Source organism: Micromonospora arida (assembly GCF_042873195.1).
Classification (GTDB): Bacteria; Actinomycetota; Actinomycetes; order Mycobacteriales; family Micromonosporaceae; genus Micromonospora; species Micromonospora arida.
Genome location: NZ_JBIALC010000017.1, coordinates 1 through 20,760 on the forward strand (window position 1 = coordinate 1; position 20,760 = coordinate 20,760).

Sequence of the window (20,760 nt, forward strand, 5' to 3'; positions counted from 1 at the left end):
CTGCCTGGTGGATCGGCCCGGTGATTCCTGATACCGAGGGCTCCCCGGGTGACCTGGTGAGGTCGGGAACAGGGAGCAGAGGTGCCCCGACGCCGGCAAGGTCACGCCTGTCAGGCCGGAAACAGGGCACCGAACTGCCCCGACGCCGCCAAGGTCACGCTCGATCCAGGATGTAGTGGCCTCACGACGTGCGGACACCACTACATCCAGGATGTTGCGCGATCTTGCGGCCGGGCCCGGCGCCGGTCAGCGATCTTGCGGTCGGTGGGTCGGTGGGTCGGTGGGTCGGCAGGTCGGCAGGTCGGCGGTCAAGGGTTCCGCAGGTTGGGGGTCTGCAGGTTTGGGGGTCTGCAGGTTGGGGGTCTGCAGTCTGGGGGCGCGGTCCAGGCCTCGGCCTGGTACCCCGGGCTAGGCTCGGCCTGTGGATGAGGTCCTGATCTTTGTGGTGTTCGCGGGCTGCGTGGCGGCGGTCCTCGGCATCCTCTGGTGGCTCGCGTCCCGGGTCCGTCGTCGGGGCATCGGTGGCGACGTCATGGGTCCGTTCGAGGAGATGTGGCACCCCGCGGCGCACCGGTTCCGGGCCGAGGTCCGGGTGCAGGAGACTCGGACGGTGCCGATGCCACCGCAGGGCGGCAAACGCAATGGGCGCGGCGGCAACGCCGCTGAGCTGACCCCAGACCTGAGCTGACCCCAGACCTGAGCTGACCCCAGAGCAGGGCAGCCACTCAGTGCAGGCCCGATCCCAGAGCAGGGCAGCCACTCAGTGCAGGCCCGACCCCAGAGCAGGGCAGCCACTCAGAGCAGGACCGACTCGGAGCGGGGGCCTCAGGAGGGCTTCGGCCCGCAGACGTAGCGGGGCTCCGCGTCGTAGCGCCAGGTGAACTTCTCCCGCTTGACCACCACGCCGCCCTTCTTGATGACCCGGAAGGCGTCCTGGGTGAAGCCGTTGATGCCGTTGGTCTCGATGCACGAGGGGCCAGGAGCCAGATGGATCTGCTTCGGCGTCGTGATGTTGCGGCGCGGCCCGTACTCGGTCTTCACGCTGTCGTAGATCTTCGTGCTCCAGATCGACACGGTGATCGTGCTGGACGTGTACGACGTGTCGATGAGTACGCCGTACTCGGTGTTGTTGCGGAACTTGAAGTCCAGATCCGGCCAGAAGATGGTCGACTCGATGACCGCCGGGTACCTGTCGAACCAGTACGAGTGCGGCTTGTGTTCGACGTCCTCCAAGCCGGCGTAGTAGGTCGCGTTGAACAGCGTGGTGGTGAACTGCGAGGTGCCGCCGCCGACGCCCGGCACGAGCTTGCCGTCGAGGATGACGGGTGCGTCCCGGTAGCCCTGGGCGTAGCCGCGCTCGCCGGTGTGCCCGTTGAGCGAGAACGTCTTCCCAGGTAGCACGACGGTGCCGTCCACCTTTCTCGCGATGGTCGCGATGTTCTGGCTGCGCGACGAGGCCATGCCGCCGGTGAACCGGGTGGTGAAGGTCGACACCCGTTCCTTGATGCCCAGGCCGGCGAGCTTCTCCCCGGTCAGCTCCGGCGGCGTCGGCGTCAACTCGCCGGTCACCTCGCGGCCCTCCGCCTTCGGCAGCACGGCCAGCAGGTCGCGACTGAGGGCTGCCGTGTCCAGCTGCTGCCCGGCTTTCCCCTCCTTGGCGGTGGGCCGACCACCGGCAATCGTCATCGTGGCGTTCTTCGGCGGCACCTCGATTGCGGCCAGCTTGTCGCCGAGCGCCGCCCGCAGCCGCTTGACGTCCACCGAGGGGGTGAGCTTGCCGGTCTTGTCGGCGCCGAACCGGAGGCTCTTCGCGATGGCGGCGGGCGGGATCGTCACCTGGCCCTTGTTGGTACGCAGGGTGACCGGCGCGGCGACCGCCGGCTTCGCCAGCTCGCTGACCATCCGGTCCAACTCCTCCGGAGTGGTCGCCGGGTGGGTCTCCACCAGGGGCACGGTGACCGGGGCGCCGGCCAACCAGCCGGCGCGGACCACGTCGGCGGAACGCTCCGGGTTCAGAGCCAGCCCGGGCTTGGGCTGTACGACCTTCGGCGTGGTGCCCTGGTAGGTGATCGCCGGCATCGTCATGCCCTGGGCCTGGTTGCCGAGCACCTTACGGAGCGCGTCGTCCAACCGACCCACGTCGACGGTCACCACCGGCTCGACGGTGCGGGAGCCGACCAACCGGCTGACCGGGTGGGCGTCGGCCTCGGCGGCTGCCGCGACGGTCGCCGGCACGTCGACGGTCAGCCCCACGTCGGCGGGGTTGATCTCGGCGGTGCGCCCGTCGACGGTGACCTTCAGCGGCGTGGCGAGGGTTGCCGCCCGCCGGTCCAGCTCCGCCCGCAACTCCCGGTCGGCATCCGCGCGGCTCCTGCCGCCCAGTTCGGTGCCGAGGACGCTGGTGCCACGGGGAACATCACCGGCGTACGCCCAGGCGCCGGCACCCGCCACGGCGGCGATGACGCCACCGGTGATGCCGGCGGCGAGCAGCATGCGCACCCGACGCGGCCGGCGCGGGCCGCCGTCCGGCTCGCCGGGAGCGGCTGCGGTGATCGGCTCAGCGCCGTCGTCCGGCCAGGTGACCGCGGTGACCTGCACGGTGGGCCGGTCGTCGGCGGGTGGACTGTTTTCGCCGTACAGCGTCACTGCAACCTCGATCGCCAGGGTGCCGCGGGAGGTCCGCCCTCCCGGAGGCACCTACGGTAACGAATGCCCGGCCGTCCTTGTCGGCTGCGCCCGTCAGGCGCTGCTACCGCGTGTCGTTCGGCGTGTCGCACCGGTCCGGGGGCGGTGCCGGTGGAAGACCACCGACGTGGCACGGTGACCGGGTGGACACTGCGGAACGGGTGTTGGCGTACGGGGGCGGATCGCTGGACCGGGCGGGACCGTTGCGCACCGATCCGACGCGGTTGGGTGCGCTGCTCACCGAAGCGACCAGCGTGCTGCTGCCGATGTGGCGGGACCGTTGTCTCGTCGACGGGCACGGGCCGGTTCGGCTCAGCGCGGAGCGCGCGGCGCTGGTCCGGTCCGCCGCCGGCGAGACCGTTTTCCTGGGGCTCGATGGGGAGGCCGCCGTCTTCGCCGCGGATCTCTCCGCGCTCCCCGAGCGGTCCGCCGTCGAGATGGCCGGTGCGGTGCGGTCCGTCGACGTGCGGGCACTGGTCGGGCGGCTCGAACCCGGCGACGCGGCCGTCCAGGCGTACGCCAGGGGTTTGTTGCACTGGCACCGGCAGCAGCGATTCTGCGGGACGTGCGGTGCGCCGGCCGTCGCCGGCGGCGGCGGGCACCTGCGGACCTGCACCGACACGGAGTGTGGACGTCTGCTGTTCCCCCGGATCGAACCGGCCGTCATCGTGTTGGTCGAGGCACCCGGTCGGAAGGGGCGCTGTCTGTTGGCCCGCCACGCGGGCGCGGCCGAGGACGCGTACTCGACGCTTGCCGGCTTCGTCGAGATCGGCGAGAGCCTGGAAGACGCGGTCCGTCGGGAGATGGGCGAGGAGGCGGGCGTGACTGTCACCGACGTGACCTACCAGGGGTCGCAGGCGTGGCCGTTCCCCGCCGGCCTGATGGTGGGCTTCCGGGCCACCGCCACCTCCGACGAGGTACGCGTGGACGGCGAGGAGTTGCTGGAGGCGCGCTGGTTCACCCGGGCGGAGCTGCGGGACCGGGCGGTCTCAGGTCGTCCGCTCGGTCGGGCGGACTCGATCGACCACCGACTGCTGACGGACTGGCTCGCGGAGGGCTAGTCGGGCTGGGCCGCGGCAACCGGAGCGGGCCGACGGGCCGTCACCGCCATCAGCGCGGTGGTGACGATGGCTGTGCCCAGGGCCACGAGGAGAAGGCCGGGGACGGTGTGGGGCCGGAGGGTCGCGGTGACGGCCACCAGGCCGGCCACGCCCACCCACAGCGGTGCCGCCGCCCAACGCGCGCCGGCCGCGAGGCGGTCGTTGAGCAGCACGAACGTCACCGCGTAGAGCGCACCGACCGCTGCGAAGAGGGGCGCGTACCGGCCCAGGTGGTCGTAGTCGGGCCCACCGGCGAGGCGGAAGGCGAGCCCCCCGGCGAGCGTCGAGCCGAGGACCAGTGCCACGCCACAGCCGCCTGTCACCGCGAGCGCAACCGTTCGGCTGCGTCGGTCGCCGCGGGCCAGCCGCGGTAGGGCGAGGACGGCGGCGACCTGCGGTGCCCAGAGCGCGCCCTTGCTCAGGACGGTGCCGACCGAGTACGCCCCGGAATCCGACGGGGACAGCAGTTGCCGGGCCAGCAGCAGGTCGGCGTAGGAGACGACGAGCATCGCCAGGGTCGCACCGCAGCCGGCGACGACCTGAGCGACGGTCAGCCGTGGCGCGGTGGATGACCGTCGGGGCTCGCGGGCGAGTCGGGCCAGCACCGCAGGGGTGAGGGCGGCGGTCAACGCGCCGAACGCCAGCGCGCCGGTCGGTCCCGCGCCGAGCAGCAACCCGACGATCACGCCGCCGTAGCGGCCGGCGGCGAGCAGGGCCATCCCGACGGCGAGTCGTAGGAAGCGTTGGCCACCCTGCAACTCTCCGAGGGACCGGGAGGACAGCACGATCGCCGCCGTGGTGACCGCCAGCAGCGCGGGCATCTCGACCGGCAGATCCAGGGCGGTGACCAGCAGTGGTGTCGCCGCGACCAGGGTTCCCGCGCACACTGCGGCGGTGACGGCGGTGAGCCGCCGAGTGTCGGAGGCGCCGTGCCGGGCGCGGTGCACGGCGACGGCCAGTTGCAGGCCGAGCCCGGGTACACCGACGATGGCCACCAGACCGAGGGCGGCGGCGAGCGCGCTGAGGTCGGCCGGGTCGAGCCGTCGGGCGGCCAGCACCGGCACCAGGTAGGCCAGGCCGTTGACCAGGACCCCGGCCAGGGTGATGCTGATCCCCGCGGTGCCCAGACCGTTGTTCCGTCGGCCCGGATCCTCCGTCTCCGCCCGCCGCGCCGTCTGCGTTGTCCGGTCTGTCGCCGTCGGACGGACGGGTCGCCAAGGGCTCACGTGACCTCCGAGAAGGTCGGAAGCTGCCCGTCGGCCGGCCCCGCCGGGTCAGGTTTGGTCGGGTCCGGCTTGGCCAGGTCCGGGTTCGGTCCCTCCCCGACCAGCGCAGTCGCCGTAACGGCCGAGGTCACGGCGGTCGGCCTGGCCCGGCGTACGGGCCGCCGTCGGGCGGTGGTGGAGAGCCACAGAGCGCCCAGGGCGACGACGATCATGAGTTGCAACAGGGCGTCGGTGTTGCGTTGCGTCGAATTGAGATAGAGCCACCCGGCGAGCAGGACGAGCACGCCGGGGAGCCACGTCTCGACGGCCCGGCTGATCGTCCTGGCCCGACGTGGGTCGGCCGACCAGGGCAGGCGGCGTGGGCCGGGTACCGCCAGCATGAACCCCGCCGCGACCAGCAGGCCGCCGATGAAACCGCTCCACAACACCAGCGCGGCGGCACCGACGGCCAACAACGGCAGGGATCGGGTGACCCGACGACGGCCCCGCGGTACGGCGGTCGACGACGTGCGCCCGGTGGGCTGCCGGGCGGGTAGCACCGCGAGGAGGACCACCACCGCCAGCAGGATGCCGCCGAGCAGAAGGCCCGCCCGGTACGTCGTGTCCGGGGCGAAGCGGAGTACCACCTCCCCGGAGGTGCCGGCGGGAAGAATCCAGCCCTGTTGCCATCCGTCCACCACCAGCGGCTTCAGCGTCCGCCCGCCGATGGTCGCCTCCCAGCCGGTGTTGGTGTTCTCCCGCACGGCGAGTACGCGGTCGACGGGGTGATCGGCCACCCGTACCCGTCGTTCGGTGGCTTCCCAGGAGCCCACCTCGATGGCGCCAGCGACCGCCGCCGGGGTCGGCGTGGGCGTCCGCGGCACCAGGGCGACCCGAGTCGGCGAGGCGAGCTTGCTCGGTGTGGTCACGAGGCGATGCTCCCCGCGGCCCAGGTCAAGCTGTCGGGGCGTGGCCCGCCCGCACGGTGTCGCCGGCATCTCGCGCAGTTCCAGCAGGTCGCGGAGTGTGCCGCGGAGCGTCGTGGTCACCCGGGACGCGCCGATCTGCAGCGTCGGGCCCGACCCGCAGGCCAGCGTCAGGGGTGCGTCGAGGCGCGGTTTGACGATGGTCGCTCCGGGCAGCACGGTCACCTCGCCGACCGCGACGGGCAGCTTCTCCGGCAACCGCAGCTTGTACGGGTCCGTGCTCGTGGCGGACGGCTTGTCGAGGAACTGGATGGTGATTTCGTCGGTCCGCATCGGCGGGTCCAGGCGAAGGAGCCCATCGTCGCCGAGCAGGCTGCTTCGGAAACCGTCGTCGCCGACCACCCGCACACTGCCGAGGCGGGTGGCGGCTGTGCCGTCGTCGACGGAGAACCGGAGCCCGGTGATGGTCTGCGGCTTGAGCCACGTGAGGCGCAGGATCGGTGCCTCGTCGCTGACCGCCGGTGACCAACTGGTGGTCGGGTCCCCGTCGAGCGCCGCGCCGGCCCGACCGGTCGGGTCGGCAACGGCCGTTGAGGAGGCGCTGACTTGCGCGGCGAGGCGCAGCGGCTGTGCGTCGGCCACCAGCTTGTCGAGAGTGTTGTCCAGGTCCGGGCCGGCCGTCGGCCGCGCCCACAGCTTGGCGTCGTACGCGCCGGCGGCGGGCAGGGTGAGGGTCCGGTCGATGGTGGAGGCGTCCTCGGAACCGCGGACGGCGTCGGTGGAGCAGCGCGGGTGGCCGTCGACGGAGAAGCAGGCCGGTGTGGTGGGCGCCGCCGACACGACGACGGTCGCCGGCCGGTCGGTGGCCGGTGCGGCGGGAAGGACGAGGGTCCGGCTGGTCTGGATGCCGGGAATCTTGATCTCGGCGATGCCGACCGACCTGTTGCCGAGCGAGCGGAGGTCGTACGCGTCGTCGATCGTGATCTGGACCGCGCGGGTGGCGTGGACGCCGGGCAGTTCGAAGACCATGTGATCGCTGAACTGTTCGACGGTGCGGCTCTCGTACCCGGCGGTGACGGTCACCTTCGTGGGCAGGGCGTCGGCTTTCACGTCGAACCAGACCTCGACCCGGGTGACCCGTGTCGGGTTGGCGAGGCCTACCTCGACCCACTGGCGGTCGCTGGGCGAGTACGGCGCGGACTGCCAGGAGGTTTCGGGATTGCCGTCCATCGCCGCGTACGGCTGGTGCTCGGGGCGGGCGCCGCCGGGGGAGTCCACCTGCGAGCGGGCGGTCGACGCGCGGATCGCGTTGATGCCCTCAAAACGAGCGACGGTGGACTGCTGCGCTCCCCACTCGGGCAGGTAGTCGTGGGCGGGTGCCGTCACCTCGAAGGTTTCGTCGGCGGTGAGGGTCTGTGAGGCGTTGTCGCGCGCTCGGCCGAATGACACGTCCCGCCTGCGCAGCCCGTCGGTCATCGCGACCGGACCGGCGACGCCGGCAGCCGCCGCATCGCCCGCCAGGATCGTTGGCGCCGCGCCGAGCTGCCCTGCCGCGGCGAGGTCGAGGAGCGATTCGGGGCCGCCCACCACGGTGGTCACGGCGTCACGGTCGTATGCGACGACCGGCTCGATTTGCCGGTCGACCCGGTAGACCTCCAACGCCCGGACGGGCACGTCGAGCCCCTGGTCGCGGAACTCGTCCGGGGACGAGGGCTTGCCGCGCAGGGGGCCGAAGGAGGTGACGCGGGTCAACCCGGGTGAGCGCTCCAGTGCCTGGCGGACCACTGCCGGGCGGGTCGTGTCGGAGCGGCCGTGGTCAAGGTCGGCGCGGAACAGGACGTGGCTGATCCCGGACCGGGCGAGCAGGTCGGCCAGCCCGGTCGAGCCGGAGCCGGTGGCGAGTGTCGACTCGATCGCGTCCAACAGCCGGATCGTGGTCGGTGGGGTGAAGGGGATGGCGTTGCGTACCGCCCACCGGCTGTTCAGCAGCGGCTGGGCGATCTCATCGGTGGTGTTGCCCCAGTCGTACGAGGGGAAGCGCGCCCCGGGTACGACGAGCACCCGCCCGCGCCCGGTGTTCGCGTCGAGCCAGTCGGTGGCCTCATGCCAGTAGCCGGGCACCGCCTTGACGCCGCTTGGCGTGGCGAGACCGCCGGCAAGCGCGGGCGTGGCAACCGCCGTGACGGCGACCATGGCCACGCCGGCCGTGAGCCAGGCGCGTGCGACCGTTCGTGGGCGATGCTGCTCGGGCGCGGTGCGTGCCGCGCGGACGGCCAGGCCGATCAGGTGCGCCATGCCCAGGGCCAGGGGCAGGCGGAGCAGGACGTCGAACTTGTGCACGTTGCGCAGGGGGGCACCGACGCTGTCGAGGAACTCCCGCTGAGGGCCGGCGAGGATGTTCGGCAGGTCACCGACGTGCCCGAGACCGACGAGCGCGGCGCCCAGCACCAGACCGGTGATGAGGAACCGGCGGTGCGGCATCCCGCGTCGGGACAGCCCGAGGACACCGAGGGCGGCGACCACCAGGGTGGCGGCGACCAGTAGCGCCTCGTTGGCGAGTCGTGCGCCGGCCGGAAGGGTCGCCCCGAACGGGGAGGTCAGGTAGGCGAGCCAGTAGGAGGCGCCGCGGAGCGTCGTGACCGCGTCGGTGACGCTGGTCGTGTTCCGGGCGGTCTCGATGTAGTCCAGGAAGGGTGGGCTGTACCGCCCCAGAACGAGCAGCGGAATCAACCACCACGCCGTGGCCAGCGCCACCGCGCCACACCAGGCGGCGATGGCGGTGACGCGGCGGCGTACGGGTTGGAGGGTGGCGAGCCAGAGCAGGGCGAGTGGCACTACCGCGGCCACGGCTGTGGCGTTGACTCCACCGGCGCAGGCGACGGCGACGGCGGACCCGGCGACGGCGCGCCGCAGGGGGGTGCCGCGGGCGAGGCCCACCAGCGGGATGAGTACCCAGGGGGCGATGGCGCTGGGCCAGGACTCCACCGAGGCGTAGCCGAGCTGGGTGAGGATGCGGGGTGACAGCGCGAAGGCGACACCGGCGATCATGCGTCCGGCGGGCGTGCCGATGCCGAGCCTGCCCGCCAGCCGTACCACTCCCAGGTAGGCGACACAGAAGATCAGCGCCCACCACAGCCGCTGGACCACCCACGGCGCGAGGCCGAGTTCCGATCCGAGCAGGAAGAACGGGCCCATCGGCCAGAGATATCCGTACGCCTGGTTCTGTAGCTGACCGAACGTGCCGGTGGGGTCCCAGAGGTGCAGCGAGCGGAGCAGCCAGCCGGCCGGGTTGACGCTCAGGTCGACCTTGGTGTCGGGGACGACCTGACCCGGGGCCTGCTGGAATGCGAGGGCGGTCAGCGCGATGCAGATGACCAGGTGCCGGAACCGTCGGGCCGTGTGCCGGCTTCGACTGGACGCCGGAGCGGCGCCACTGGTCACCTCTGCACGCATTTCGGCTCCTGTCTTCACCGGCCGGACGCGCACCTGCAGCCGACGACTGTCGCGCGACGTTATCCGGACCGGGCACGGACGGGCGACCAGGGGGCTGCGGTGGCGTTATCGGGAGAACGGCCGTCCCCACGGCGTGTAAGCGTGTGGCAGGCTGCCGACCATGTCAATGCCAGAAGCTGAGGCCGAGACGCGTCCGGAACGCGTCGCGTCCGACGGCGACCGGCCGGGGCCGGTCGGCCGATGGTTCCGTGCCGACCGCGTCCGCGCGGTAGCGATCGCCCTCATCGTCGTGTCCGTCGCGTGGCGCGCCGGCCTTGCCACCCGTGGCTGGTTCTCGCAGGACGAGTTCGTCATCGCTGCCCAGGTCCTCGACACCCGGTTGGACGCGGACTTCCTCCTGCGTACCTTCAACAACCACCTCATGCCCGGCGGCCTGCTGGTGGCGTGGGCGATGGTGCGGGTGGCGGGCTTTGTCACCTGGCCCTGGGTGCTGCTGCTGGCGGTCGGCCAGGCGGCGATCGGGTTCGCCGTCTACCGGTTGCTGCGCCATCTGCTCCGGCCGGGCTGGGGGCTGCTCATCCCGCTGTGCCTGTTCGTGTTCAGCCCGCTGACGCTCGAGGTTTCCTCGCTGTGGCTGGTCGGGCTGCTCGTGATGCCGATGCAGTTGGCCCTGGTCATGGCGGCGACGGCCCAGGTCTGGTACGTGCGGACCGGCCGGCTGCGGCACCTCGTGGCGGTCGTCCTGTGGGTGGTGTTCGGCCTGCTCTTCGACACCAAGTCCCTGCTGATCGTGCCGCTGCTGTTCCTGCTGACCGTCTTCCTCTTCACGTCGGGCGGCGCCTGGCGCAGCCTGGTGACGACGGTCCGCCGACACTGGCCGGCGTGGCTGGTGCTCGGTGCGCTCTCGGGGGCGTACCTGGCGTTCTATCTGACCCGTCCCGCCCGCGAGTTGGACGAACCCACATCCGCCGGTCAGGTCCTCAAATTCCTCGGTGATCTGGTCGGCGAAACCGTCGTTCCGGGTCTGCTCGGTGGCCCCTGGCGTTGGGCGTACGCCGGTGACGGTCCTCCGGCCGTGAACCCGTACGACATCGCCAAGTGGCTGTCCTGGGCGGTGCTGGGGGCTCTCATCGTGGTCACCGCGCGGCGGCGCCCGTCGGCCCGGCGGGCCTGGCTGCTGCTCGCGTGCTACCTCGGGCTGGTCGCCGCGCTCTTCGCCGTGACCCGCCTCGGTGGGCCGCTCGGCTCGTTCGTGGGCATCATTCCCCGGTACGTCGCCGACGTGGTGCTGGTCGCCGCGATCTGTGTCGGCGCGGCCCTGTTGGGGACGAAGGACGCCGATGAGGAGGACGTGTCCGCGTGGCCGGTGCCGACCGTTCTGCGGGAGCCGGGTGCCTTCGCGGTCGGCCTGGTCTCGATAATCGTCGTCCTGGCCACCATCGGGGTGGGCACGCTGTGGAGCACGGCCCGTTTCGGGGACAACTGGAGCACCAAGTACGGACGGGACTACCTCGCGACGACGCAGATCGAGCTTGCCGCCGCTGCGCCGGGCACCGTCTTCCTGGAAACCACCGTCCCGGACCGCGTCATCGCCGGCTACTTCTGGCCGGACAATCTCCAGTCGCACTTCTTCCGCCCGGCCGAGCGTCGGCCCACGTTCGTGGAGGAGGCCGAGAAACCGTTCATGTTCGACGACTTCGGCCGGATTCGTCCGGTCGTGGTTCAGGGGCGGAAGGTCGTGCCCGGCACGGTGCCCGACTGCGGGCACCTGGCGGAGGGTGGTCAGCCCGCCCGGATCCCGTTGGACGGGTACCTGGAGGAGTGGCCGTACGCGATCCATTTCGGCTATGTCAGTTCGGGCGACTCGACGGCAATCTTCCGTCTCGGGGACAGCGTCCGGGTGATCACCCTGAAGCGCGGGCTGAACGACGTGTTCTTCCTGCTGGAGGGGGCTGGGGACGCCGTCGAGGTCACCGTGAGCACCTCGGGGGTCAGGGTGTGCACCCAACTGATCACCGTCGGCCGCGCGGTGCCGGCACCGTGAATGGTTGAGCAGACCACCGGCGTCGGGGCCCCACCGGTGCGGCGGGTGCGGGACGCGCTGCCGCTGTACGCCGTTGCGGCGGCCGTCACGGTGCTGGTGCTGGCCCCGCTCGCGGCACCCGGCTACGCGCTGCTGTACGACATGGTGTTCGTACCCCGGCAGCCGCTGAGTTGGGATCTCGTCGCCCCGGCGCAGACTCTGCCCCGGGCGGTGCCGATGGACGCACTGATGTCCCTGGTCACCCAGATCGTGCCGGGCTGGGCGGTGCAGCGGGTGGCGCTCGGTGGGGCGGTTCTCCTGGCCGCGGTCGGCGCCGGCCGTCTGGTGCCGACGGAACGGCTCGCGGTCCGGTTGCTCGCCGCGGTGGCGTACGCGTGGACGCCCTACCTTGCCGAGCGGCTGCTGATCGGACAGTGGGGGCTGCTGCTCGCGTACGCCGCGCTGCCCTGGTTGGTCCGGGCGGCGCTGGACCTGCGAGCGGGTCGTGATGGCGCGCTCGCTCGGGTGGTGCTCGCCGCCGCTCCCGCCGCGATCACCCCGACCGGCGGGCTGATCGCGTTGGGCACGGTGGTCCTGCTGGTGTGGGACCGGACGCGCCTTCGCCGGTCGGCGCTCGTGGTGGGCGGCGTCGCGTTACTCAACGCCCCCTGGGTGACCGCGGCCCTGGTCACCGGCGCCGGCGGGTCATCCGATCCGGCGGGGGTGGCGGCGTTCGCGGCGCGTTCGGAGAACTGGGCCGGTCCGCTGGTGGCGCTCGCGGGTACGGGTGGCGTCTGGAGCGCACAGGCGACCCCGTCCAGCCGCGCGGCACCGCTGGTGCCGCTGGCGACCCTGCTCCTGCTGATCCTGGCCGGTGTCGGTGCCGGCCTGCTGCGGCGTCGGCTGCCCCCGGGCGCGGCGGTGCGGCTGGCGGTGCTCGCCGGGGTCGCCTGCCTTCTCGCTGCCCTCGGGGTGCTCCCCGGCGGGGCCGCCGCGTTGCGCTGGGCGGTGGTGCATCTGCCGGGTGCGGGGCTGCTTCGAGACGGCCAGAAGTTCCTGGCCCCGTACGCCCTGCTGCTGGTGGTGTGTGCCGCGTTGGGAGCCGAGCGGCTGGTGGCCAGGATCGACCGGGAGGTGGCGGGGGTGGTTCTGGTCGGCCTGCTGCTCCTGCCGGTGGCCGTCATGCCGGACCTCGCCTTCGGCGGTGCCGGCCGGCTTCGTCCGGTGAGCTATCCGGCGGACTGGCAGGTGGTCGCCGAGCGGGTGGCCGGCGAGCCGGGGGAGATTCTCGCGCTGCCGCTGTCCGCCTACCAGGCCTACCCGTGGAACCCGGGACGTGTCGTCCTGGATCCGTTGCCGCGCTATCTGCCGGGGACGGTGCTGACCGACGACACACTGCGGGTCGGCGATGTCGCGGTGGCCGGGGAGAATCCACGGCTCCGCGAGGTGCGCCGGGTGTTGGCCGAGGGGCTGCCCGTCTCGGCCACCGGCGTGCGCTGGGTGGTGGTGCAGCACCAACTGCCCAGCGAGGTCGACCCTGCGACCCTTCGTGACCTCGAAGCCGTTCACGAGGGACCGTTCCTCACTCTCTACCGAAATCCTGCTGTTCCTCCGGAATCGAACCCCCCTGGACTTGGAGCGTGGGCAGTCGTGATGGCGCTCGGCGCTGCCCTTCTGGTGGTCATGGCTGCCGCCATTTCGGCACTACACCGGCGTCCTACCGCGTGGTAACGTCCGCTCGCACGTCTCGCCATTGGAGGATTGGCATGCGTAGAGCTCTGACCCTGGTCGTCTCCGGCATGGTGGCGGCGTTGCTGGGGATCCTGGCCCTCGGCGGGCTCTCGGCCGCCGCGACCGCCACCGACAAAGAGGCGGCCAACGAGGCCAAGAGTGTTTCGGAAGCGGCCAAGCGTGCCGGAAAGAAGGACCCGTACGCCCCCGTGGTCTACGGCGACAGGTAGGACGGCTCGCCCCGCTGCTGCACTGGGCGGGGCGACTCCACACCGCCCAGCAGGTCCGCGAAGTGCCCACCCGCGGCCTGCCAGGTGAAGCTCGCCGCGTGCTTCCGGGCCTGCGCCCCCATCTCCCGCCGCATTTCGTCCTCGTGCAGAAGTGTGCGCACCTTCGCCAGGTAATCGTCGATGTCGTCGGCCAACAGGCCGGTACGCCCGTCGACGACAGCTTCGGCGACTCCACCCGCTTCCCGGAACGCGACCGTTGGCGTGCCCGCGGAACCCGCCTCGACAATCGTCAGGCCCCAGCCCTCCTTGAGTGACGGGGTCAGGGCGACCCAGGCCGAGGCGAGCAGAGCGGCTTTTTCCTCCTCCGTCACGAAGCCCCGGAAATCCACCCGCTCGGTGATGTCCAGCTCCGCGGCGAGCTCGCGCAGGTGCGACTCCCACCAGCCCTGGCCGGCGACGACCAGCCGCAGCTGGGGCAACTCGTCGGCGAGGGCCGCGACCGCCCGCAACGCCACCTCGACCCGCTTGTGTGGCACCAGCCGATTCAGCGTCACGAGCAGCGGGAACGGCGCCCGCTCGGCGTCGGTGCGGGGCAGCGCCGGGGTGCCGTTGTGCACCACGGCGACCTGCTCCGGCGGTACGCCCAGTACGGCCAGTTCTCTACGGGTGGCTTCGGAGACGGTGACGTATCGGCACCGCCGGTAGACGCGTACGGCGAGAGACGACTCGACCCACCAGCCGAACCGGGCGGCCCACTGCGGAAGGACCACCGGCCACTGCTCGCGATGCACGTGGTGGATCAGCTTGACCACCGGGCGCCGTGTCCACAGCGGGGAGAGGAACGGCAACCCGTTGCAGACGTCGACCAGGATGTCGGGCCGGCCACCCCGACGGCTCGACAGTGGGCCCACGCCCACTGCGCCGGCCAGGTAGCAGAGCGCCGCCCAGAGGTAGACCGTGACTCTGCCGCCGCGCCGCACCAGCCGGACGCCTGCCTCGTTGACCTCGTCGCCGGGTGCCTCGCTGTGGGCGGCGCAGAAGAGGGTGGCGCGGAAACCGCGCGACACCAACTCGGCGGCGATCCGTTCCACGTACACCTCGGAACCGCCACCCTCGGGGTTACGGGTGTCTCGCCAGTTGAGGAACAGCACGTGTCCGGGCATGCCGAAGCGACGCTCCACGCGAACCCTACTCTCAAGTAATTTAGGGACGCGCGTCACACTAGGGGCTGGGGTGCCGGCCGGCAATGCCCCGATGGGGCAGCGCTGATCGACTGGCGCTACGCGTTGACCGTGGGTGTCGGCGTGACCGTCGGCGCCGCGACGGCCGGTGCGGCCACGTCGACGGCGGGTGTGCCGGACGCCTGCCCGCGCCTGGCCGGTCGCTTCCGACGCTGCGATCCGAGCACCTGCAGGGGCCGCTCGACGCCGTAGTAGCTGACGGTGGCGTACACCAGACCGAAGATCATGGTGAGTGCGAAGGTGTTGAACAGTCCGCCGGTGAAGAGCGGTCGGTCGTCGATCAGGTAGATCAATTCGATGACCAGCGGGTGCCAGAGGAACAGTCCGTACGAGACGGTGCCGAGCCATCGGGCGGACTTGGCGCCGAAGACCTCCTTGACCCGCGTCCGCCCGCCGAAGGCCACCGGGATCAGGATCAATGTCGCGATCGCGAGGTACAGGGCCAGCTTGATGGCGAACTCGGCGGCTGTCGGACCGGCGAGGTCGCGGGGGCCGGCGATCGGCGTCGTCGCGATCGCCATCAGCCCGACCGCCGCTGCCCAGCAGGCAATCGGTGCGGAGGCGAGGTCGTCCAGCACGCGGAAGGCGGCGGGCGCTGTCCCGGTGCGCAGGGCGACGTGCACAGCCGCCAGGGCCATCCCTGCGCTGAACCAGGCGGCGTACGAGGGGAGCCACATGGTGTGCAGGCCATTGCTGAGCCAGCCGAACCCCAAGAGGGCGAGCCATCCCGCAGTCACCAACAAACCCCCGCAGACGATCGCGACGGTTCGGACGGGACGCCATGACCGACCAACAGCGAGCACGGCTACCAGCGGCAGGATCAGGTAGAACGCGACCTCGGTGGCGAGGCTCCAGGTCTGGGTGAGCCCGGAGCGCAACTGGCCGGGCCCGTAGATCTGGGTGAAGGTGAGGTGGCGAATCCAGTCACCGGCGGACGCCGGCTGATTCTGCGGCAGGACGATCAGGCAGACCAGCACCGCCAGCCAGTAGGCCGGCAGGATTCGTAGGGCCCGCCGCCAGAGGTACCGCCCGGCGCGCGGTCGGGCCTGTCCCGTCGCGGCGTTCAGTGCCCACGGTCGGAACAGCAGGAATCCGGAGAGCACGAAGAAGATGGCAACGCCGACGTCGAGCCGGGCCAGCCAGCCGCCCCACGTGGTGTTCATGGTGGCGGCGGTCTGGAACCCGATGTGGTGACCGACGACCGCCACGGCGCCAATTGCTCGCAGCGCGTCGAGGGCGGGGAGTCGGTCGGTTACCGATGTCTGCGGAACTGTTGGCGCGGCGGCTGTGGACATCTGGACATCCAGGGGGTCGCTTTGAAGGTGACCGGGGAGTAACCTCCCGCCATGTTAAGGATCGGGTGCCCCGGACAACAGGTCGTAGGGCGGCAGGCTACAGGAGGATGAGTGAAGCTTCGCGTGGGCGCCGCGCTCTTCGGGCTCGGTGTTTTGTTGCTGGTCTTCGCGGCTGGGCTGCCGTTCTATGTGGCCCCCTCCGTGACCAAGCTCCCTTATGATCTTGAACCAACGACGTCCGTCGCGGAGGCGAAGAACGCCAAGTTCCTGAAGATCACTCGTGTCGGCGAGTCGGTGAGCATCGAGGTTCTGCAAGGTGACCTCGTCTCCAGCGTCGAGGTCATTCCTCAGCCGGACGACACGAGGGACCGGCTACCCGAGGAACTCAAGGGCGACGCGGTGATCTGGGACGTCTACCAGACGGTCCGGCGTGCCGACACCCCGGATGTGGTCAGCCAGTACAGCACCGAGCTGGCCCTCGACCGGATCTCCGGCGCGGCTGCCCCGTGGAAGGAGCAGTGGCTCAACGAGAGCGGCGCCGAGCAGACTCCGGTCGGGAACGTGAGTTACTCCGGCCAGATCTACAAGTTCCCGTTCGGCACCGAGAAGCGGGCCTACCAGGTTTTCGACCGTGACCTGAAGCGGGCCGTCCCGGCGAAGTTCGTCGGCACGGAAAAGATCAAGGACATCGAGGCGTACCGCTTCGAGCAGCGGATCGAGAACGAGGTGCTGAACACCCCGGAGGCGAGCCTCAAGCCGCTGCTCGGCAGGTTCGCCCCCGGCGCCACCAGCGGTCAGATCGTCTACAGCAACACCCGTACGCTCTGGATCGACCCGGTGACGGGCTCCTACGTGAAGGTCCGGGAACAGCAGAACAAGGAGTTGCGCCCCGACACCGGCGCCGCCACGGTGCTGCTGGACGCGGACTTCAACTACAACGACGACACGGTCACTCGCAGTGTCGAGACGGCCAAGGACAACCGTTTCAAGATCGGCCTGATCAGTTTCTGGGGCCCGATCGCCGCCGGCGTCCTTGGTCTGATCGCCCTCGTCGTCGGCGTATGGCTGGTGACGCGGACCAACGACGGTGCTGCCCGGCACCGCGCCGACCCGGCTGTGGCACCCGGCACCGACCCGACTCACACGCGGGTGGACCAGGAACCGGTACGCGACGCGGAAACCGCCGAGCAGCCCAGGACCGAGCCCGCAGGCGGTCCACTGACCGACGAGATCCCGCCGGCGTCGACGAACTGGAAGTCCGAGGACCCGACGGTGCCGACCCAGCGCCCGGCGCACGGCGAGGTGGAGCAGCGCTGACGGGTACGACAGGAAGCACGACTGGGGGGTGGGCCGCGATGCGGTCCACCCCCCAGTCGTGGAGCGGCACCTGCCTCTAATGCCCTGCGCGGCGCACGGCGTACCGCATGCAGACCCAGTCGTCGCTGTACAACAGATCGCGCCACTGCCCGACGATGTCCCCGCCGTGTGCGGCCATGAGGCGCACCATGTCGGCGTGCGGGACGACCGTCATCTTCATCGGCGCCGGATAGTTGAGCAGGTGGCGCTGTGCCCAACTGATCAGGCGGGACGGTGCCAGATGCCAGACGATGCCCCTGGCCGTACGCCCCCGCTCGGTTGGCAACCCGATGACGGCGGTGCCGCCCGGCCGCAACACGCGCAGGAACTCGGCCAGATAGTGATCGATCGCGGGGCGCGGCAGGTGTTGCAACACCAGAGCGCTGTAGACCAGGTCGAAGTGACCGTCGGGAAACTGGCTCAGGTCCGGTGCGTCGTTGAGGACGAACCGGATGTTCTCGGCGCTCCGGTTCAGTCGCCGGGCGGTTTCCAGCATGGTCGGAGCGATGTCCACACCGACGACCTCGTCCGCGTGTGGGGCGAGTGCCTGCGACAGTCGGCCGACGCCGCAGCCGAAGTCGAGCACCCGCTCCCAACGGGTGGGCAGGCCGAGTTGGCGAAGTTGGCCGGTCGTCTCCTCGACGTCGGTGCGGCCGGTGGCCAGGAACTCCCCGACGTCCCACCGTCCGCCGCGTTTGCCGGGCTCAACGAGTACGGCCCAGAGTGGATCTTCAGCTCCGAGCTTGGTCCAGTGGCGTCGCACGTCGTTCAGATGCACGCCGAAACCCTAGGACCTCGGGCCGTTCAGTGGGGTCCTGCTGTCTCCGGGATCGCCTGGATGTTCGGACGAGAGGACGAGCCGAACGGCCCTCCGCGACCTGCGCACTTTACATCCGTTACCTAATTGTAATTCGTCGATGCTCTGCCACTCTCCGCTGTTGGGGCCCAGGGTTGTGACGTATTTGTCGTACGACGAGGCTTCTGTCCACACAGGTACTTCCACGATTCGTGACGTCGGCCTGCTGTTGGGTCGCCCTCGTGTTGCCGCCGGATGGTCAGGGGGTTGTGAGTCGCGCCGCAACGGGTGCACGATCAGGCTCGATCGTTACCCGCCGGTAACACATGGCGGACCCGGTGCGGGGCCGCCAGTCCGGGACCGGCCACCTGAGGAGGAACCCGTGCAGGATCGGTTTGAGGATCAGGGTCGTACCCGGTGGCGGCGGTTCGCCGCCATGGCGGTCCCCGCCACCGCCGCCGTCGGCGCCATCCTGTTCGGCATGTCGACCGGCGCCATCGCGTCCGACGTCACCGTGTCCGGACAGACGTTCAAGATCGGCGCGGCCCGCCTCGAGGGCGACGGCTTCAAGCAGTACGGCGGCGTCGTCCGCGAGAAGGGTGAGAACGGCAAGACCCACCCGATCGCCGTCGCCGAGATCAGCAGCGCGGAGCTCTACGACCTCTGCCAGTCCATCCGCTCCGACCTGCCCGGCCTGCCGGTGGTGCTCACCATCAACGCCGGTGAGGGCAAGGAGCCTGCCCGGGCCAAGGACCTGCTGATCGCCATGGACTCGCTCGACGGCAACGCGACGTTCACCAACATCAAGATTGGCCGGGACGCGACGGACCTGAACGCCACGGCGCAGAAGGGTTCGTTCGGCCAGAATTCCGACCACGTCACCATCACGAACCTGCAGCAGGTGTCCCGCTACACCACGGCGGCCACCTTCAACCTGGTCGGCCTCCGGTTGAAGGTCAACGTGGGCGATGACGCCAAGGGCAAGGAGTGCTTCTGAGGTGACTGGGTCCGCGCTGGCCGACCACCGCGGGCCCCGGCCCCTGTCCCCGTCCCGCTCCGCCAGGAGGAGTACGTGACAACCGCCAACGCGTCCCACGCCCGGCCCGGCGGTACGGCCCAGGCGTGGCAGACCTTCCGTCGCTGGCAGCGGAGCCGACCGTTCTGGGGTGGTCTCTTCATCGCCCTGGCCGGGGTGGCGATGTTCGCCTCCACCCGGATGACGATCAACGGCCTGAGCTTCCACAGCGGAGCCACCGGCCTGCTCTCGCTCCTGATCCCGGTCATCCTGGTGACCTGCGCCCTGCTGCTCTGGTTGAGCCCGGCGCAGCGGCTGTTCTACTCGGTCGTCGCGGCGGTCACATCGGTCTACTCGCTGATCGGGCTCAACCTGGGCGGCTTCTTCGTCGGTCTGCTGCTCGGCATCGTCGGCAGCGCGCTCGCCTTCGCCTGGACCCCGATCCGACCCGCGCCAGCCGCTGCCGACCTGTCCGACACCGAACTGCCCGTCGCCGAACAGGTCGATGCGGATCAGGCGGAGGCGGATCAGCACGGCGCGGATCAGCACGGCGCGGATCAGCCTGGCGCGGATCAGCCTGGCGCGGATCAGCCTGGCGCGGATCAGGCGGACGCGGATCAGCCCCACGCCGAGCAGTGCGGAGTCGAGCGGCTCGACACGGAGCGGATCGGAGTCGTGCAGGCCGACGCGGCCGGCGAACCGGTGGACCGACCGGCGGGCGACGCGACCGACGCGGGCGCACCCCCCGAGTGGCCGGGACGTTCTGCTGATCCTCGGGTGTTCGGAGTCGCACTGCTGGTGCTGGGCCTCGCCGCGGCCGGCCTGGCCACCCAGCCCAGAGCGGTGCAGGCCGCACCGACCCGACCCGCCGCGACCGCCTGCCCGACCCCGTCCCGGTCCGCCACGCCGTCGCCCAGCCCCACCACTCCCACCACCAGGACGCCGACCCCGACACCGAGCGCCAGCCCGGAGCGGGACGGCAACATCATCACCGACATCCTGGACGAGATCGGGGACCTGCTCACCGGTGGACGCAACGAGAAGACCGCGACGCCGTCGGCTACCCCGACCGCCAGCCCGTCGGCGAAGCCGACAGTCACGCCGACGGCCCGTCCCGGGTCCACGGCCTGCCCGTCACCGAACCCGGGCGGGTCAGGCAAGCCCGGGGCCACGACACCCGACAAGCCAGACAAAGCGGAGCCGGGCAAGCCGCTGCCCCGCATCGCGGCCGACCCGAATCTGCCAATGGTGGGCCAGATGCCGTCCAAGCTCACCGGCTCCAAGGTCACCATGACCGGGCTGCGGTTCGACGGGACCACCGAGCTGCAGACCGAGAAGGGCAGCCTCAAGGTGCTGAAGTTCAGCATGCGGGAGGCGGTGACCGACGACTTCCTGCTGGTCGCCGACGGCCCCGACGGGCGCACCCAGCGATACAAGACCGACCGGCTGACCGTCCGGGGTGACGTGGCCTTCTACTCCACCCGGTTCGTCGGCAAGCTGCTCGGCATCAAGCTCACCCTGACCCCGGACCTGCCGTTGCCGGACGGGATCCCGGTCACCCTGCCGATCTCGATCACGTTCACCGACCCGGTGATGGACCTGGCGTACGTCACCAGTGACACGCTGACCGCCCGGCCGTCGTTGGCGCTGGCCCTCGGCTGAACGTCACCCGTACCGATGGCTCCGGGTGCTGGCGGTACGACG

The 20,760-nt window shown here is 70.8% G+C and carries 14 protein-coding genes; 8 read left to right on the forward strand and 6 right to left on the reverse strand.

Translation table 11 applies throughout. The features are described 5' to 3' along the window. Positions 1-421: 421 nt before the first annotated feature. Positions 422-688 (forward strand): hypothetical protein, encoded by a 267-nt coding sequence (locus ACFYP0_RS31035; RefSeq protein ID WP_386998404.1) that lies wholly within the window; start codon positions 422-424, stop codon positions 686-688. Between the two features lie 137 nt (positions 689-825). Here the strand turns inward: ACFYP0_RS31035 and ACFYP0_RS31040 are convergent, their stop codons facing one another. Further along, on the reverse strand, positions 826-2,646 hold the full coding sequence (locus ACFYP0_RS31040; protein WP_386998405.1) for a VanW family protein: 1,821 nt from the start codon (positions 2,644-2,646) through the stop codon (positions 826-828). Between the two features lie 182 nt (positions 2,647-2,828). Here ACFYP0_RS31040 and nudC point away from each other — a divergent pair, with 182 nt between their 5' ends. Continuing rightward, complete coding sequence (nudC, locus tag ACFYP0_RS31045; RefSeq protein ID WP_356980889.1) at positions 2,829-3,746, forward strand: NAD(+) diphosphatase; 918 nt, start codon at positions 2,829-2,831, stop codon at positions 3,744-3,746. Here the strand turns inward: nudC and ACFYP0_RS31050 are convergent. Further along, positions 3,743-5,011 carry a polysaccharide biosynthesis protein gene (locus ACFYP0_RS31050; RefSeq protein WP_386998406.1) on the reverse strand — a complete coding sequence of 423 codons (1,269 nt, stop codon included), beginning with the start codon at positions 5,009-5,011 and terminating at the stop codon, positions 3,743-3,745. The genes nudC and ACFYP0_RS31050 overlap by 4 nt on opposite strands. Further along, positions 5,008-9,369 (reverse strand): alpha-(1->3)-arabinofuranosyltransferase, encoded by a 4,362-nt coding sequence (locus tag ACFYP0_RS31055; RefSeq protein WP_386998407.1) that lies wholly within the window; start codon positions 9,367-9,369, stop codon positions 5,008-5,010. The genes ACFYP0_RS31050 and ACFYP0_RS31055 overlap by 4 nt, the downstream gene beginning before the upstream one ends. 166 nt (positions 9,370-9,535) lie before the next feature. On the opposite strand from ACFYP0_RS31055, the gene ACFYP0_RS31060 reads away from it, so the two are divergent. The 3 genes from ACFYP0_RS31060 to ACFYP0_RS31070 are packed head-to-tail and all read left to right on the forward strand — an operon-like array spanning position 9,536 to position 13,353. Beyond that, positions 9,536-11,413, forward strand: coding sequence for a hypothetical protein (locus tag ACFYP0_RS31060; RefSeq protein ID WP_386998433.1), 1,878 nt, complete (start codon positions 9,536-9,538; stop codon positions 11,411-11,413). Beyond that, positions 11,414-13,123 carry a hypothetical protein gene (locus ACFYP0_RS31065; RefSeq protein WP_386998408.1) on the forward strand — a complete coding sequence of 570 codons (1,710 nt, stop codon included), beginning with the start codon at positions 11,414-11,416 and terminating at the stop codon, positions 13,121-13,123. A gap of 35 nt (positions 13,124-13,158) precedes the next feature. Further along, positions 13,159-13,353, forward strand: coding sequence for a hypothetical protein (locus ACFYP0_RS31070; protein WP_124858362.1), 195 nt, complete (start codon positions 13,159-13,161; stop codon positions 13,351-13,353). Here the strand turns inward: ACFYP0_RS31070 and ACFYP0_RS31075 are convergent. Together ACFYP0_RS31075 and ACFYP0_RS31080 are read right to left on the reverse strand one after the other, a co-directional pair. Continuing rightward, positions 13,338-14,516: a glycosyltransferase family 4 protein gene (locus tag ACFYP0_RS31075; protein ID WP_386998434.1), complete on the reverse strand. Its 1,179-nt coding sequence runs from the start codon at positions 14,514-14,516 to the stop codon at positions 13,338-13,340. The two genes, ACFYP0_RS31070 and ACFYP0_RS31075, sit on opposite strands and share 16 nt — an antisense overlap. Before the next feature lie 116 nt (positions 14,517-14,632). Further along, positions 14,633-15,889, reverse strand: a complete 1,257-nt coding sequence (locus tag ACFYP0_RS31080) for an acyltransferase family protein (protein ID WP_386998409.1) — start codon at positions 15,887-15,889, stop codon at positions 14,633-14,635. A 111-nt stretch (positions 15,890-16,000) separates the two neighbouring features. On the opposite strand from ACFYP0_RS31080, the gene ACFYP0_RS31085 reads away from it, so the two are divergent. Then, complete coding sequence (locus tag ACFYP0_RS31085) at positions 16,001-17,206, forward strand: DUF3068 domain-containing protein (RefSeq protein ID WP_124858366.1); 1,206 nt, start codon at positions 16,001-16,003, stop codon at positions 17,204-17,206. Between the two features lie 76 nt (positions 17,207-17,282). On the opposite strand, the gene ACFYP0_RS31090 is transcribed toward ACFYP0_RS31085, so the two are convergent. Further along, a complete protein-coding gene (locus ACFYP0_RS31090) occupies positions 17,283-18,023 on the reverse strand; it encodes a class I SAM-dependent methyltransferase (protein WP_356980899.1) in 741 nt (246 codons plus the stop codon). Positions 18,024-18,423: 400 nt separating this feature from the next. On the opposite strand from ACFYP0_RS31090, the gene ACFYP0_RS31095 reads away from it, so the two are divergent. Beyond that, on the forward strand, positions 18,424-19,038 hold the full coding sequence (locus ACFYP0_RS31095) for a DUF6230 family protein (protein WP_124858370.1): 615 nt from the start codon (positions 18,424-18,426) through the stop codon (positions 19,036-19,038). Between the two features lie 75 nt (positions 19,039-19,113). Next, entirely contained in the window at positions 19,114-20,718 is a 1,605-nt protein-coding gene (locus ACFYP0_RS31100) for a DUF6114 domain-containing protein (protein WP_386998410.1), read from the forward strand. The last annotated feature ends 42 nt before the right edge of the window (positions 20,719-20,760 follow it).

Bases quoted from the DNA above. Each gene is read 5' to 3' on its own strand.
- ACFYP0_RS31055 (WP_386998407.1), bottom strand. From the start codon at position 9,369: ATGCGTGCAGAGGTGACCAGTGGCGCCGCTCCGGCGTCCAGTCGAAGC.
- ACFYP0_RS31060 (WP_386998433.1), top strand. From the start codon at position 9,536: ATGCCAGAAGCTGAGGCCGAGACGCGTCCGGAACGCGTCGCGTCCGAC.
- ACFYP0_RS31065 (WP_386998408.1), top strand. From the start codon at position 11,414: ATGGTTGAGCAGACCACCGGCGTCGGGGCCCCACCGGTGCGGCGGGTG.
- ACFYP0_RS31070 (WP_124858362.1), top strand. From the start codon at position 13,159: ATGCGTAGAGCTCTGACCCTGGTCGTCTCCGGCATGGTGGCGGCGTTG.
- ACFYP0_RS31075 (WP_386998434.1), bottom strand. From the start codon at position 14,516: ATGCCCGGACACGTGCTGTTCCTCAACTGGCGAGACACCCGTAACCCC.
- ACFYP0_RS31080 (WP_386998409.1), bottom strand. From the start codon at position 15,889: ATGTCCACAGCCGCCGCGCCAACAGTTCCGCAGACATCGGTAACCGAC.